The sequence below is a fragment of the Pseudidiomarina sediminum DSM 21906 genome, from assembly GCF_000423165.1.
GTDB lineage: Bacteria > Pseudomonadota > Gammaproteobacteria > Enterobacterales > Alteromonadaceae > Pseudidiomarina > Pseudidiomarina sediminum.
Genome location: NZ_KE383983.1, coordinates 1187436 through 1200643, shown reverse-complemented (window position 1 = coordinate 1200643; position 13208 = coordinate 1187436). Strand labels below are relative to the sequence as shown.

The 13208-nt window shown below is 51.2% G+C and carries 14 protein-coding genes; 2 read left to right on the top strand and 12 right to left on the bottom strand.

Annotated features, from left to right (window positions below; genetic code table 11):
• Position 1: 1 nt before the first annotated feature.
• Positions 2-1522: a sodium/proline symporter PutP gene (putP, locus tag G535_RS0111090; protein ID WP_026862123.1), complete on the top strand. Its 1521-nt coding sequence runs from the start codon at positions 2-4 to the stop codon at positions 1520-1522.
• Positions 1523-1588: 66 nt separating this feature from the next.
• On the opposite strand, the gene G535_RS0111085 is transcribed toward putP, so the two are convergent.
• The 3 genes from G535_RS0111085 to G535_RS0111075 are packed head-to-tail and all read right to left on the bottom strand — an operon-like array spanning position 1589 to position 4250.
• A complete protein-coding gene (locus tag G535_RS0111085) occupies positions 1589-2632 on the bottom strand; it encodes a patatin-like phospholipase family protein (RefSeq protein ID WP_026862122.1) in 1044 nt (347 codons plus the stop codon).
• Positions 2633-2651: 19 nt separating this feature from the next.
• Complete coding sequence (gene recA / locus G535_RS0111080) at positions 2652-3710, bottom strand: recombinase RecA (RefSeq protein ID WP_026862121.1); 1059 nt, start codon at positions 3708-3710, stop codon at positions 2652-2654.
• 57 nt (positions 3711-3767) lie between these two features.
• Complete coding sequence (locus G535_RS0111075) at positions 3768-4250, bottom strand: CinA family protein (RefSeq protein ID WP_026862120.1); 483 nt, start codon at positions 4248-4250, stop codon at positions 3768-3770.
• Positions 4251-4299: 49 nt separating this feature from the next.
• Between G535_RS0111075 and mutS the strand changes: the two genes are divergently transcribed.
• The gene (gene mutS / locus G535_RS0111070) at positions 4300-6867 is read left to right on the top strand and encodes a DNA mismatch repair protein MutS (protein ID WP_026862119.1); all 2568 of its coding nucleotides are present in this window, start codon (positions 4300-4302) and stop codon (positions 6865-6867) included.
• 1 nt (position 6868) lies between these two features.
• Here mutS and rpoS read toward each other — a convergent pair whose 3' ends face one another.
• Genes rpoS through ftsB form a run of 9 tightly spaced genes read right to left on the bottom strand, consistent with a single transcriptional unit; the run spans position 6869 to position 13157 of the window.
• Positions 6869-7846: an RNA polymerase sigma factor RpoS gene (gene rpoS, locus G535_RS0111065; protein ID WP_026862118.1), complete on the bottom strand. Its 978-nt coding sequence runs from the start codon at positions 7844-7846 to the stop codon at positions 6869-6871.
• The gene (locus G535_RS0111060) at positions 7843-8673 is read right to left on the bottom strand and encodes a peptidoglycan DD-metalloendopeptidase family protein (RefSeq protein WP_026862117.1); all 831 of its coding nucleotides are present in this window, start codon (positions 8671-8673) and stop codon (positions 7843-7845) included. Before G535_RS0111060 ends, rpoS begins: the two co-directional genes overlap by 4 nt.
• Positions 8657-9235, bottom strand: coding sequence for a YqaA family protein (locus G535_RS0111055; protein WP_026862116.1), 579 nt, complete (start codon positions 9233-9235; stop codon positions 8657-8659). The genes G535_RS0111060 and G535_RS0111055 overlap by 17 nt, the downstream gene beginning before the upstream one ends.
• Complete coding sequence (locus tag G535_RS0111050; RefSeq protein ID WP_026862115.1) at positions 9232-9867, bottom strand: protein-L-isoaspartate(D-aspartate) O-methyltransferase; 636 nt, start codon at positions 9865-9867, stop codon at positions 9232-9234. Before G535_RS0111050 ends, G535_RS0111055 begins: the two co-directional genes overlap by 4 nt.
• A 13-nt stretch (positions 9868-9880) precedes the next feature.
• On the bottom strand, positions 9881-10630 hold the full coding sequence (surE, locus tag G535_RS0111045) for a 5'/3'-nucleotidase SurE (RefSeq protein ID WP_084616855.1): 750 nt from the start codon (positions 10628-10630) through the stop codon (positions 9881-9883).
• Between the two features lie 11 nt (positions 10631-10641).
• The gene (gene truD, locus G535_RS0111040; protein ID WP_026862113.1) at positions 10642-11685 is read right to left on the bottom strand and encodes a tRNA pseudouridine(13) synthase TruD; all 1044 of its coding nucleotides are present in this window, start codon (positions 11683-11685) and stop codon (positions 10642-10644) included.
• Positions 11678-12160, bottom strand: coding sequence for a 2-C-methyl-D-erythritol 2,4-cyclodiphosphate synthase (gene ispF / locus G535_RS0111035; RefSeq protein WP_026862112.1), 483 nt, complete (start codon positions 12158-12160; stop codon positions 11678-11680). Before ispF ends, truD begins: the two co-directional genes overlap by 8 nt.
• 9 nt (positions 12161-12169) lie before the next feature.
• The gene (gene ispD / locus G535_RS13525) at positions 12170-12874 is read right to left on the bottom strand and encodes a 2-C-methyl-D-erythritol 4-phosphate cytidylyltransferase (protein ID WP_034728082.1); all 705 of its coding nucleotides are present in this window, start codon (positions 12872-12874) and stop codon (positions 12170-12172) included.
• On the bottom strand, positions 12861-13157 hold the full coding sequence (gene ftsB / locus G535_RS0111025) for a cell division protein FtsB (RefSeq protein WP_026862111.1): 297 nt from the start codon (positions 13155-13157) through the stop codon (positions 12861-12863). Before ftsB ends, ispD begins: the two co-directional genes overlap by 14 nt.
• Between the last annotated feature and the right edge of the window lie 51 nt (positions 13158-13208).

The following is a 13208-nucleotide window of genomic DNA, read 5'->3' as shown; positions in this document are numbered from 1 at the left end:
TTTGGAAACAGGTACGCTTATTTCGCTAGCGCTCTATTTCATTGCAATGTTAGGGATTGGTCTGTACGCCTTTAAAAAGTCCACAGACGATGTTTCAGGTTACATGCTTGGGGGGCGCCAATTAGGCCCTGGTGTCACCGCGCTATCGGCCGGTGCATCCGACATGAGTGGCTGGATGCTCATGGGCTTGCCTGGCGCAATCTATGTATCAGGTGTATCACAGTTATGGATTGCCGTCGGCTTAGTGATTGGCGCTTACCTTAACTACCTGATTGTGGCGCCACGGTTGCGGATGTATACCGAGGTCGCCAACGATGCGATTACGATTCCTGATTATTTCGCCAACCGCTTTAACGATAAAGCGCGCTTGCTGCGACTCTTCTCATCAATCGTCATTATTGTCTTCTTTACCCTTTACACTTCAGCAAGCTTGGTTGCGGGCGGCAAATTGTTTGCCAGTTCAGCCTTCGGTTTAGAGTACAGCTTGGGCCTTTGGGTCACGGCTGGCGTGGTCTGTGCTTACACCTTATTCGGCGGGTTTCTAGCGGTCAGCATGACGGACTTCGTACAAGGCTGCATTATGTTCCTTGCCCTGGTGCTGGTACCTATTGTCGCGATTTTCGATTTAGGCGGTGTTACGGCCGTCACCGATCAAGTACGCGCCATTAATCCAGACTTCTTGGCCTTCTTCCGCGACGCTAAAATTGCCGATCCCATGCTGAATCAACTCTCAGTGCTTGGCATTATTTCGCTGTTGGCGTGGGGCTTAGGCTACTTTGGTCAGCCACATATTATCGTGCGTTTTATGGCGATCCGCTCGGTGCGTGACATTCCAAAAGCACGTCGCATTGGTATTACCTGGATGACCGTTTCAATCATCGGTGCCATGGTCACAGGCTTTGTCGGTATCGCTTACGTGGCGGAAACCAAGATGACGCTGAAGGATTCTGAGACGATTTTCATTATCTTCTCACAATTCTTATTCCACCCACTGATTGCTGGCTTCTTATTGGCGGCTATCCTTGCAGCGATCATGAGTACCATTTCGTCACAACTACTGGTGACCTCAAGCTCACTTACCGAAGATTTCTACAAAGCCTTCTTACATCGTGACGCCAGCGACAAAGAATTAGTGCTGGTTGGCCGTATCTCGGTACTCTTAGTATCTTTGGTTGCCATTTACCTTGCTTGGGACCCAGAAAACACCATTCTAGGTCTTGTTGCCAACGCTTGGGCAGGCTTTGGTGCGGCCTTTGGTCCGGTCATCATTCTTAGCTTGTTCTGGAAACGTATGAACCGTCACGGCGCGCTGGCCGGCATGCTCATTGGTGCAGCAACCGTATTGTTCTGGATTTATGTACCTGTGATCGACGGTGAAGCCCTGAGTGAACATGTGTATGAAATCATTCCAGGCTTTATCTTATCGGCCCTCGCAGTTGTTGTGGTGAGTCTGATGACCAAAGCTCCGGATGCGGATCTACAAGCGACCTTCGATAAAATGGAAGCACAGCTCGAACACTAAACTGCTCGCAATGTGTTACCCACAAAAAAGCCGCTCAATGAGCGGCTTTTTTATCTCTCACAATACTTAAACGCCACGGCGCTCAGCATAAAGCTCAAGCTCGCTAAGAATATAATCTTTCATTCGCATGGTCGTCTCGTAGCCTAAATCAATTGCCTCGTTGCCCCGTTCAAACTCCAGCAAACCAATATGCCCAAGTTTGGGTTGGATCAAGATATCAGGTGGGTCACCGGCAATACGTGCCTTGGTAATCCGCTCCTGCATAATATCAATGGACCCCGCCATCACGCCGAACATTCCCGGCGCTTTGTGGGTCGGCCCACTGAATTTCCCCACCACGTTATCCCAGTACTGACCACTGGTACTTAAAAAGCTCTTGAAGAAACCTTCATTCTCAGGCTGTTCTTGCGTAGCGTCTTGCGTCATTAAATCAGAAGGTTCATCACGCTCACCGGTATCGACTGCGGTGGTACACGACTTCGGCACACCTTGAATATCAGCTTGTGGCTCAGGCTGCGGAGGAATATGCTTGCCGCGTGCCTGAATCGCTGCAGCATTCAATTGTGAGTTAAGGTGTACGGCAATAACAAAATCTGCACCTAAAGCACGACACAGCGACACCGGCACCGGATTCACCAAGCCACCATCCACCAACCAACGACCATTATGATCAGTCGGCGCCAGTAAACCAGGCATCGCGCACGATGAGCGCGCTGCAGAGAAGATATCGCCTTTACGTAGCCATACCTCACGACCGGTATAAAGGTCGGTTGCCACAGCACCGTAAATAATGTCTAAGTCTTCGATGGCAACAGCACCGAAACGCTCACGCGCATGACTAAAGACTTTTTCACCTTGTACCAAACCACCGTGACTAAAGCCGAAATCTAGCAAGTTGAACACTTGCCAGCGCCCCATATCACGTACCCACTCTTCCAGTTCTTCGAGACGGCCAGAAGCAAAACCGGCCCCCACAAGGGAGCCGATTGATGTGCCTGCAACCATATTGACTTCGATACCCATCTCACGAAGCGCTTTAATCACGCCAATGTGAGACCAGCCTCGTGCTGCACCTGAACCAAGTGCGAGAGCAACTTTCACATAACTCATCGCTGTTTGAATCCTTTGGTTAAATCAAATCATCTTCCGTTACTTCGCCACTGTCTGCAGCTTTTGACGGCTTCTCAGTTTCTTTGACTGGCTTAGCTAACAATTGCTCACGAATGCGGGTTTCGATATCTTCCGCAATAGCTTTGTTCTCAATCAAGAACTTCATTGCATTTGCTTTACCTTGGCCAATTTTGTCGCCATTGTAGCTATACCAAGCACCAGCTTTATCTACGATTTTTTGTTTCACGCCTAAGTCAATCAGCTCGCCTTCTTTTGAGATACCCGCACCATACATGATTTGGAACTCAGCTTGCTTAAATGGTGGCGCAACCTTGTTCTTGACGACTTTAACACGTGTTTCGTTACCGACCACTTCGTCACCTTCTTTGACTGCACCGGTACGGCGAATATCAAGACGGACTGACGAATAGAATTTTAGTGCGTTACCACCGGTGGTGGTTTCAGGGTTACCAAACATCACACCAATTTTCATTCGGATCTGGTTAATGAAGATACATAAGCTATTTGACTTTTTGATGTTCGCAGTCAATTTACGTAGTGCTTGAGACATTAAACGTGCTTGCAAGCCGACGTGGCTATCGCCCATTTCACCTTCGATTTCAGCTTTTGGTGTCAAGGCTGCAACGGAGTCAACAATCACCACATCAACCGCAGCAGAACGGACCAACATGTCACAAATTTCTAAAGCCTGCTCCCCCGTGTCCGGCTGTGACACGAGTAAGTCATCAACGTTCACACCGAGCTTGGCCGCATAGACAGGATCAAGCGCATGTTCAGCGTCAACGAAGGCACAGGTCTTGCCCTTTTTTTGCGCTTCCGCAATCACTTGCAAGGTCAGCGTGGTTTTACCACTCGACTCTGGACCGTAAATTTCAACGACACGGCCAAAAGGTAAACCGCCAATACCCAAGGCAATATCGAGCGTTAGTGAGCCAGTTGAGACAGACTCAATATCCATGGTTTGGTTGTCGCCCAAACGCATGATCGAACCTTTACCAAACTGACGTTCAATTTGACCTAACGCCGCGTCGAGTGCTTTTTGTTTATCGTTGCTCATGCTAATGTCCATTTCGTTAAAAGCGATGAAATCAGTATACTGTACTTTTATACAGTATCAAGTAATTTTTTTGAAACTCCGTAAAGCTTCACTAATCGTGGCCTCTCGAACCGCAGCGCGGTCGCCGTCAAACTGACAGGCCCAACTGCACTGCCCGTCTGGCCACGCCAATCCAAACCAGACTAAGCCAACAGGTTTTGTCGCGCTACCACCATCAGGACCCGCAATGCCGGTAACGGCAACCGCCATGTCACAGTTTGCCTGCTGTCGTGCCCCTGTCGCCATCGCAAGCGCCGTTTCTGCCGAAACGGCACCGTGCGTGATTAGCGTTTGCTCGGGCACGCCAAGACTGTGCATTTTCAACGCATTGCTATAGGTGATGAAACCACCTTCAAACCACGCCGAACTTCCGGCAATGGCACTTAAAGCATAGCCGATACCACCAGCAGTGCAGGATTCCGCCGTCGCGATACGCCATTCGCGTTGCCGTAACCACTGGCCGATTTCTAATGCCAGTTCATTGTGAGTTTGTGATACCATTTTAGTCCTTCAAGCTTAATCAATGACGCGATAACGGATAATAACAGGCATGTCGAAAGCCACAACAGCTACTCTTGATTTTTCAGCCCACACGCCCATGATGCAACAATACTTACGCATCAAAGCGGAGCATGCGGACACGCTTTTATTCTATCGTATGGGAGACTTTTACGAACTCTTTTACGATGACGCCAAACGTGCTGCCGAACTGCTCGATATCTCGCTCACCCAACGCGGGGCGAGCAACGGCAATCCGATCCCAATGGCCGGGGTGCCCTATCACGCCGCCGAAAATTATCTCGCGCGCTTGTTACAGCTCGGTGAATCGGTCGCCATCTGTGAACAAGTCGGCGACCCTGCAACCAGCAAAGGACCGGTCGAGCGGAAAGTCATTCGCGTATTAACGCCAGGTACCGTAACTGATGAAGCACTGCTGTCTGAAGCCACTGAGAATCTACTCGTAGCGGTCGTCGCCGAACAGGAGCGTTTCGGCTTAGCTAGTCTCGATCTTGCCAGCGGCCGCTTTTTAGTCGCGCAATGTAACGACGAAGCAAGCTTGCAAGCGGAATTACAACGCTTGCAACCTGCCGAATTACTCTATCCGGATACCTTGTCGTGGCAAAAGAACTGGTATGACACTAAGGTGATTCGTAGCCGGCCGGACTGGGAGTTCGCCAGCGATAGCGCTGCAGCGCTGCTTTGTCGCCAGTTTGATGTGCAACACCTCGACGGTTTTGGCGTTCAGCACTTGCCGCTCGCTCTCGGCGCTGCCGGCGCTATTTTGAACTACGTAAAGCTGACGCAGCGCTCTGCCTTACCGCACATTCAAAGCATTCGTGCCGAGCAAAGCGATGACGCAGTGCAAATGGACGCGGCAACGCAGCGTAACCTTGAGTTGGTACGCTCGCTCAGCGGTGCTGCAACGTCATTGTTTGAAACCATTAATCATACTGCGACCGCCATGGGTGGCCGTCTACTGCGTCGTTGGCTGCAACGGCCGGTACGCGCAAAAGCCGTGCTAGAGCAACGTTACAATGCCGTCGATGCCCTACAGCAAGAAGATCTCCCAACGCTGAAAAAGCTACTGCGCGCGATTGGTGATGTCGAACGTATTTTATCGCGTATTGCCCTGCGCAGTGCCCGTCCACGCGACTTAACGCGCCTACGCAGCGCCTTACAAGCCCTACCTGAAGTGCGCCAGCAATTAGCGCAGCAGGATGATTTGCAGGTTTGGCTTGAACATTTGATTGAGCGTCCGGCACTCCGCAGCTTGCTTGAGCAGGCCTTAGTGGAGACGCCGCCGATGCTGATCCGCGACGGCGGTGTGATCGCCGATGGCTTTGATCCTGAACTCGATGAGCAACGTCAGCTGGCCGACGGCGCCACCGACTTTCTTCGACAAATTGAAACCCGTGAACGGGAGCGTACGGGTATCCAAACACTAAAGATCGGCTACAACAAAGTCCACGGCTATTATCTTGAAGCCAGCCGCGCTGCAGCGGCAGCGATCCCAGCCGATTATCAACGACGTCAAACCCTAAAAAATGCTGAGCGCTACATTATTCCGGAGCTCAAAACGTACGAAGATAAGGTGCTACAAGCCCAGTCCCGCGCGTTGGCACGTGAAAAATGGCTCTACGACGCCCTGCTGAACGAAGTGGCGGAGCATTTAACCGAGCTACAGCGGATGGCGCAAGCCGTTGCAGAGCTTGATGTGCTGCATAGCTTTGCCTGCCAAGCCATGGCACAGCACTATTGCCGCCCACAACTTAGTGACCAACTCGGCATCCATTTGCAACAAGCACGGCACCCGGTCATTGAGGCGCAATTAGACGTGCCGTTTATTGCCAATGATGTGCAGATGACGCCTGAACAACGCATGTTGTTGATCACAGGCCCCAACATGGGCGGTAAATCGACCTACATGCGGCAAACGGCATTGCTTGCGGTATTAGCGCACTGTGGCAGCTTTGTTCCAGCAGCGACGGCGACCTTCGGTCCATTGGATCGTATTTTTACCCGCATTGGTGCCTCTGACGATCTAGCCTCAGGACGCTCAACCTTCATGGTAGAGATGACCGAAGCGGCGACCATTTTGCACAATGCGACACCGCAAAGCTTGGTGTTAATGGATGAAATCGGTCGTGGCACCTCAACCTACGATGGTCTTGCCCTAGCTTGGGCCTGTGCGGAAGCCTTATTACAACGTAATCGCGCCTTAACACTTTTTGCCACCCACTATTTTGAGTTAACGCAGAGCATTGGCAACCAGGAAGGCTGTTGTAATGTGCACGTGGAAGCAAGTGAGCATGACGAGCGCATTGTGTTTGAGCATCGGGTGGCGCAAGGTGCGGCGAACCGCAGTTTTGGCGTACAAGTGGCGCAGCTTGCTGGACTACCGCGTCCGGTCTTACAACGGGCAAAGCAGGTGTTACAGGAACTCGAGGCGCAACCGCAACGTCAACTGGAATTACCGACGGAGCAACCTGCTGTCGAAGTGGTTACCGCTGCGCATCCGCTCTTAGATGAACTGGGTCAGTTGAACCTCAACGGGATGACACCGCTTGAAGCATTGCAGTGGCTGTCGCGCTGGCAACAGCAACTGCAGCAGGACTAGCTTACTCGCCTTGAAATAAAGCGTCCAAACTTAATCCTTGTTGACGCAGCATGTCGCGTAAGCGGCGTAATGCTTCAACTTGGATTTGTCGGACGCGTTCACGCGTAAGGCCTATTTCTCGCCCGACGTCTTCTAAGGTTGCAGGCTCATAACCCATCAAGCCAAACCGTCGCGCTAAGACTTCTCGCTGTTTCGAGTTCAAACTCGCTAGCCATTCGACGATATGCTGTTTCAGATCATCACTTTGCATGACGCCTTCAGGGCCATAATCGTTCTCGTCGGTGAGCAAGTCGACCAGCGCTTTGTCATTGTCACCACCAAGCGGTGTATCTACCGAGGCGATCCGTTCATTCAAACGTAGCATGCGGCTGACATCCGCAACGGACACATCCAACTTGGCTGCGATATCCTCTGCTGTCGGCTCATGATCGAGTTGTTGCGCCAGCTCACGAGAGGCGCGAAGATAACTATTAAGTTCTTTGACGACGTGAATAGGTAAACGGATGGTGCGCGTTTGGTTCATAATCGCACGTTCAATGGTTTGGCGGATCCACCACGTGGCATAAGTTGAGAAGCGAAAGCCGCGCTCGGGGTCAAACTTTTCAACGGCGCGGATCAAGCCGAGGTTTCCCTCTTCGACCAAATCCAGTAAGGCAAGACCTCGATTGGTATAGCGTCTGGCAATCTTAACCACCAGTCGCAGGTTGCTTTCGATCATCCGGCAGCGTGCTGCATCATCGCCTTTAAGGGCTAATCGAGCGAAATGGACTTCTTCTTCAGCCGTAAGCAAAGGTGAGAAGCCAATCTCACTTAAATACAGCTGCGTGGCATCCATCTTCTTTTGATAGTTGGCACGATTGGCAATGATTTCTTCAAAAGCATTGTCATCGTCTTTGCTATCCGTTGTTTCGGATGCTTCGTCTTCCGTCATTAACGCTTCTTCAGCATCAATGTCGTCAATTTGCTCTTCCCGACTCATTGTGACCCCCGTGGTAAATAATGCCGAGGGTTGACTGACTTGCCACGAAAACGCACTTCAAAATGCAACTTAATGCGTTCCGCATCAGTGTTACCCATCTCGGCAATTGCATCTCCTGCGCTGACCCATTGTTGTTCTTCAACTAACAATTTGTCGTTGTGGGCGTACGCAGTTATATAATCATCGTTGTGTTTCAGGATAATTAAATTGCCATACCCTTTTAATGCATTACCCGCATAAACAACCTTCCCTGCTGCTGCTGCAATCACTTTATCGCCCTTCGTACCCTCGAAGTCGATCCCTTTCGGGCCTGCAGCAGTCGTTGTAAATTCACGAATCACACGGTTTCTTGTCGGCCAACGCCAAGCAATCGCGTTACTACTAGGGAAGGTCTCCTCTTTCACTTGCGGTCGTCTTACCGGCGTCGGTACAGTAACCTTTTGTTTACGTTGATTCTCAACATACTCTTTATTGTCACGGGGATCAACGGTAATAGGCGACGCTACGACTTCACGCGTACCAGTCGGTTGTTTTTTTGCTTCACGAAGTTGCAATTTTTGACCAGGATAAATGGTATATGGCTCAGAGAGCTTGTTGTAGCGCGCCAAACGACGGATATCGACATTGGCACGAAATGCGATGGAATAAAGGGTGTCGCCCTTTTGCACGACATAATGACTGCCGCTGAGACTATTCGCCTCAAAATCATGGATGGTGGGCCCACGGTACACTTTTTCAACCGGCGCAGGCGCTTGACGCTGGGCGCAACCGGCCAACGTCAGCACAACGAGCGTAAAGGTTAAAACAAGTCTAGCGCGTCCATACATAAGCGATTCCAGCAAGAATAACTGTTGCCCAACCAATTCTATCCACGTAAGTGCGTAACTTAACTGCCATCTTCGGGCCACCGGTACGCAATAACCAAGCGACCAAATAGAAACGTAGACCGCGACTGATCAGCGAACCTAACACGAAGGGTAGGAACATGACTTGGAGCATACCACCCGTCACGGTAAACAATTTATAGGGCAACGGAGAAAAGCCAGCGATAAAAATGATCCAAAAGCCATAGTCCTGAAACCACTGGGTCATGGTTGCCAGTTTATCTTGGTAACCTGCCCATTCAATCAACGGCACCACCAAAGGTTCAAACGCGAAATAGCCCAGCCAATACCCCGCAATGCCGCCTAACACCGAGGCCATGGTCGTTAAAAACGCAAAAAACCACGCCCGCTGGGGTTGCGTCATTGCCATAGGTGCCAACATCACATCTGGCGGGATCGGAAAAATTACCGACTCCGAAAAACTCAATGCGGCAAGAATCGATGGCGCACGTCGGTGCTGTGACCATTGCAATACTTTGTCATACAGCGGACTAAATAACTTCATGCAAGACTTCCTGGTACCAAAGGGACGAATTTCACGTCACCCAAGCGCTTGTGTTCAAAATCATCACCAAATCGGCGAATCACCACCAACCGTTGTTTCACTGTGCCGACTGGGATCAGCATCACCCCACCATCAGCCAGTTGTTCCATTAAGGCATGCGGAATATCACTGGCCGCCGCGGTAACGATAATGCCATCAAAGGGCGCTTTACTTTGCCATCCTTGCCAGCCATCACCATGGCGCATACTGATATTGTGCAAATCAAGTTTCTTCAACCGACGTTTCGCCTGGTATTGCAATTCAGCGATCCGTTCCACCGAAAACACTTTCTCGACCAATTGCGCCAATATCGCGGTTTGATAACCACTGCCAGTGCCAATTTCTAACACATTGTGACAATGGTGCTGCATCAACAGTTGTGTCATTGATGCTACCATCAATGGTTGTGAAATCGTTTGGCCTTTACCAATTGGTAACGCAGTATTTTCATAGGCTTTGTGCGCCAACGATTCGGGCATAAACAAATGCCGCGGTGTGGTGGCGATCACCTCAAGAACCGCCTCATTGGTAATGCCCTGCTGACGCAGTAAGGTGACCAAGCGCTTGGCCATACCCTGATAGTTTTGAATCATGATGGATTTATTCTTATTGTTCGTTCAACCAATTCGCTAAGGTATCTTGATGTACTTTGGCTGTCATATCCAGACTAATCGGTGTGATCGATACATAACCTTCACGCACCGCATGAAAATCAGTATCTTCAGCATCGTCCTGATGACCACCGACTGGCCCGTACCAATAGATTTTTTTACCAAAGGGGTCGGTCGCTTCAACCATTGTTTCAGCGCGATGACGACGCCCAAGACGCGTTACTTTAACCCCCTTAAGGTCTTCATACGGCATTGCTGGCACGTTAATGTTCAAGATGGTCGCCAGACGTAACGGCGTCTCAGCCATTTTATTAACGATATCAGCGACGACCCGAGCGGCGGTCTCATAATAATCGTGCGAGCGTCCGCCCATTGACACAGCAATTGCCGGCAAGCCCATAAAGCGCCCTTCCATTGCCGCCGCAACCGTGCCTGAATACATCACGTCATCCCCCATATTCGGGCAATCATTGATGCCAGAGACGACCAGGTCAACATCGTCAGCTAACGGCGAGTTGGTCCCTAAGTGCACACAGTCTGTTGGTGTGCCATTCACTGAATAAAAGCCATTCTCGAGTTGCTGAACACGCAAAGGATTGTGCAGGGTTAACGAGTTACTCGCACCGCTACAGTTCCGATCCGGTGCAATCACGCGCACCTTTGCGATTTCTTTCAACGCCTCGTGCAGTGCAGCAATTCCCGGTGCATGAACACCATCATCATTGCTCACCAATAGCTTCATCATAATGCTTCACCTTATTTCGTTAGAGGTTGGATTAATTCGCGTAATACACTGGTAGCAAAGCTACCCCGTGGCAAGCGAAAGCTTAGCTCGACGGTTGTGGCATCGACTTCATGCCACGCGGTATCTTGTGGTAACAGCAGCAAGGCGCGCCGTGCTAAATCGACGCGCTGGCGCTGCAGCCCAGCCAATAGCTCGGCCTCTTGCTGCAATTGCTCGTATTCAAACGGACTCAGATGATCCTGCCAAGGCTCACGCCACGAGCCGGCTAGCGGCGCTGATAGTTGCACGTCGCCTGATGCGAAGCGCTGCGCTAAAGCGTCATCGAGCGCTTCAACACGGAAAAACGAGCGTGTACCTTGCAATAACAAAAAGTCGTCCACTTCAGGTTGTAACCGTTGTGCCGCTATACGAGCGCTAACAATCTGGTTAAACAACGCGCTACGCACACTTGAAAGTAACAAGCCTTGCTGTTGACGGCTCCAACGTTTGACCTGTTTACGACTCAGCTCACCAGTTAACCAAGCGCGCGCCTTGGTGAGGTTTTGTCCGTCATGGCCGAAGCGCTGCTCACCAAAGTAGTTGGGAACACCCTGTTCAATAATTTGCTGCCAGCGCTGGTGCAACGCAGCCACGTCATTGACATCACGTAAGCGCAAGCGAAACGCATTGCCTTGGTGGTAACCGAGCTTCAATTTTTTACTACGCAGCAGCGCTCGCTCGACGCGAAACTCTGGATGCTTAAGGTCATGCCATGCCAGCAATTGCTGACCGGGCAATTGCACCGAAAACCACTGCCAGGTTTCAGCGTGGCGGTCTTTCAAGCCGGCATAGCTTACCTGACGTTCATCAACCCCGGCAAACTCAGCCAACTGCCGCGCAACGAAGGTCGTATTGGCACCGCTTTTGGCGACCCAAAGCCACTGGTGCTCCCCTGCACCTTCATCTTCAACGTCCAGCTGCTCAACCACCTGGAAGTCATTATTGGTTGCCCGAAACTGTGCATTTACTTGAGGTGCACCGTGCAAATAGGCAAGCGTGGTTAGGCCATCAGACATCGCTCACCGCCTTCATCAACACTACGCTGTGGCAAGCAATACCTTCTTTTCGACCAACAAAGCCGAGCTTCTCCGTGGTGGTTGCCTTCACATTGACGGCATCTACAGGGGCATTGAATAAACCGGCAATACGCTCACGCATTGCCTCGATATAACTTGCTAACCGCGGTGCTTGTGCCACCACGGTGACGTCAAGATTGCCCAGGGTATAACCTTTCTCTCCGACCATACGGATCACCTGCACCAAAAGTTCTGCACTGTCGGCTCCGGCATATGCGGCATCGGTATCCGGAAAGTGGCGGCCGATATCGCCTAAGGCCAATGCGCCGAGCACGGCATCGGTTACTGCGTGCAGCACCACATCACCATCAGAGTGTGCCAGTAAACCTTGTTCATGCGGAACTTCAACGCCGCCTAACCACAACGGGCCTTCACCGCCAAATTTATGCACGTCATAGCCATGACCAATGCGCATGCCTTCTCCTTACGCTTGCTGATGCGATTGCATTAAGATGAGTTGCGCCAGTGCTTCATCACCGGGCAAGGTAATTTTTAAATTGGTGCGCCGCCCCACCACCAGCTTTGGCGCTTGGCCAAGCGCTTCAAATACCGAGGCTTCGTCGGTCAATGCGGGATGTTCGACACCAAGTTGTGCGAAGCCTGCCAACAAAGCCTCACTAGGAAACACCTGTGGCGTCAGGGCTTGCCAAAGTTGCTCACGCGCGACGGTGCCGGCAATGCGGTCCTCGGGCGTAGCGCGCTTTAAGGTATCCGCAACCGGCAGCGCGAGAATGGCGCCTACGTCATCGCTTAGCGCCACATCAAGCACCTCGGTTAATTCGCCAGCGCTTAAGCACGGCCGCGCTGCGTCATGCACTGCGACCCAGGCAAAGCCATCGGCGTGCGCCTTAGCGACACCCGCCGCAACCGATGCTGCGCGCGTCGCACCGCCATGCAGTCCTGTCATCGGTACCGAGATTTGGCATTCGAGTTCAGAAAAATAGGGATCATCAGGGTGAAGCGCAACATACACATGCGCCACCCGCGGGTCCTGTGTTACTGCCGCTAGGGTCCATTGCAACACCGTTTGATGACCTAATTGTAGGTATTGTTTAGGAACAGCAGATTGCATCCGGCGTCCTACTCCAGCCGCCGGAACGACCACAGCAACCTGATTAATTTTCGTCATAGTTTTTGGATTTGGTAGCGATTAAACGGAAAAACGTCTCGTCTTCTTTGATAAGACCCAGTTCGTTGCGCGCCCGCTCTTCAAGAGCGACTTCACCTTCGCGAAGATCAGTAATGTCAGCCATCAACACTTGATTACGTTGCCGTAACTTTTGGTTGGACTGTTCTTGTCTGGCGACATCTTCTTGCAGATGCCAGTACTCTGGTAAGCTATTTTTGCCCAGCCATAAACGGTATTGCAATACCACCAATAGCACTAGCAAAAAGAGTTTTAACAAACGCATCGCTTCACTCGCATGGTATGATTCCCTAAGTATACCTTTCTTTCGCGACGA

Bases quoted from the DNA above. Each gene is read 5' to 3' on its own strand.
- G535_RS0111085 (WP_026862122.1), bottom strand. From the start codon at position 2,632: ATGAGTTATGTGAAAGTTGCTCTCGCACTTGGTTCAGGTGCAGCACGA.
- recA (WP_026862121.1), bottom strand. From the start codon at position 3,710: ATGAGCAACGATAAACAAAAAGCACTCGACGCGGCGTTAGGTCAAATT.
- G535_RS0111075 (WP_026862120.1), bottom strand. From the start codon at position 4,250: ATGGTATCACAAACTCACAATGAACTGGCATTAGAAATCGGCCAGTGG.
- mutS (WP_026862119.1), top strand. From the start codon at position 4,300: ATGTCGAAAGCCACAACAGCTACTCTTGATTTTTCAGCCCACACGCCC.
- rpoS (WP_026862118.1), bottom strand. From the start codon at position 7,846: ATGAGTCGGGAAGAGCAAATTGACGACATTGATGCTGAAGAAGCGTTA.
- G535_RS0111060 (WP_026862117.1), bottom strand. From the start codon at position 8,673: ATGTATGGACGCGCTAGACTTGTTTTAACCTTTACGCTCGTTGTGCTG.
- G535_RS0111055 (WP_026862116.1), bottom strand. From the start codon at position 9,235: ATGAAGTTATTTAGTCCGCTGTATGACAAAGTATTGCAATGGTCACAG.
- G535_RS0111050 (WP_026862115.1), bottom strand. From the start codon at position 9,867: ATGATTCAAAACTATCAGGGTATGGCCAAGCGCTTGGTCACCTTACTG.
- surE (WP_084616855.1), bottom strand. From the start codon at position 10,630: ATGATGAAGCTATTGGTGAGCAATGATGATGGTGTTCATGCACCGGGA.
- truD (WP_026862113.1), bottom strand. From the start codon at position 11,685: ATGTCTGATGGCCTAACCACGCTTGCCTATTTGCACGGTGCACCTCAA.
- ispF (WP_026862112.1), bottom strand. From the start codon at position 12,160: ATGCGCATTGGTCATGGCTATGACGTGCATAAATTTGGCGGTGAAGGC.
- ispD (WP_034728082.1), bottom strand. From the start codon at position 12,874: ATGACGAAAATTAATCAGGTTGCTGTGGTCGTTCCGGCGGCTGGAGTA.
- ftsB (WP_026862111.1), bottom strand. From the start codon at position 13,157: ATGCGTTTGTTAAAACTCTTTTTGCTAGTGCTATTGGTGGTATTGCAA.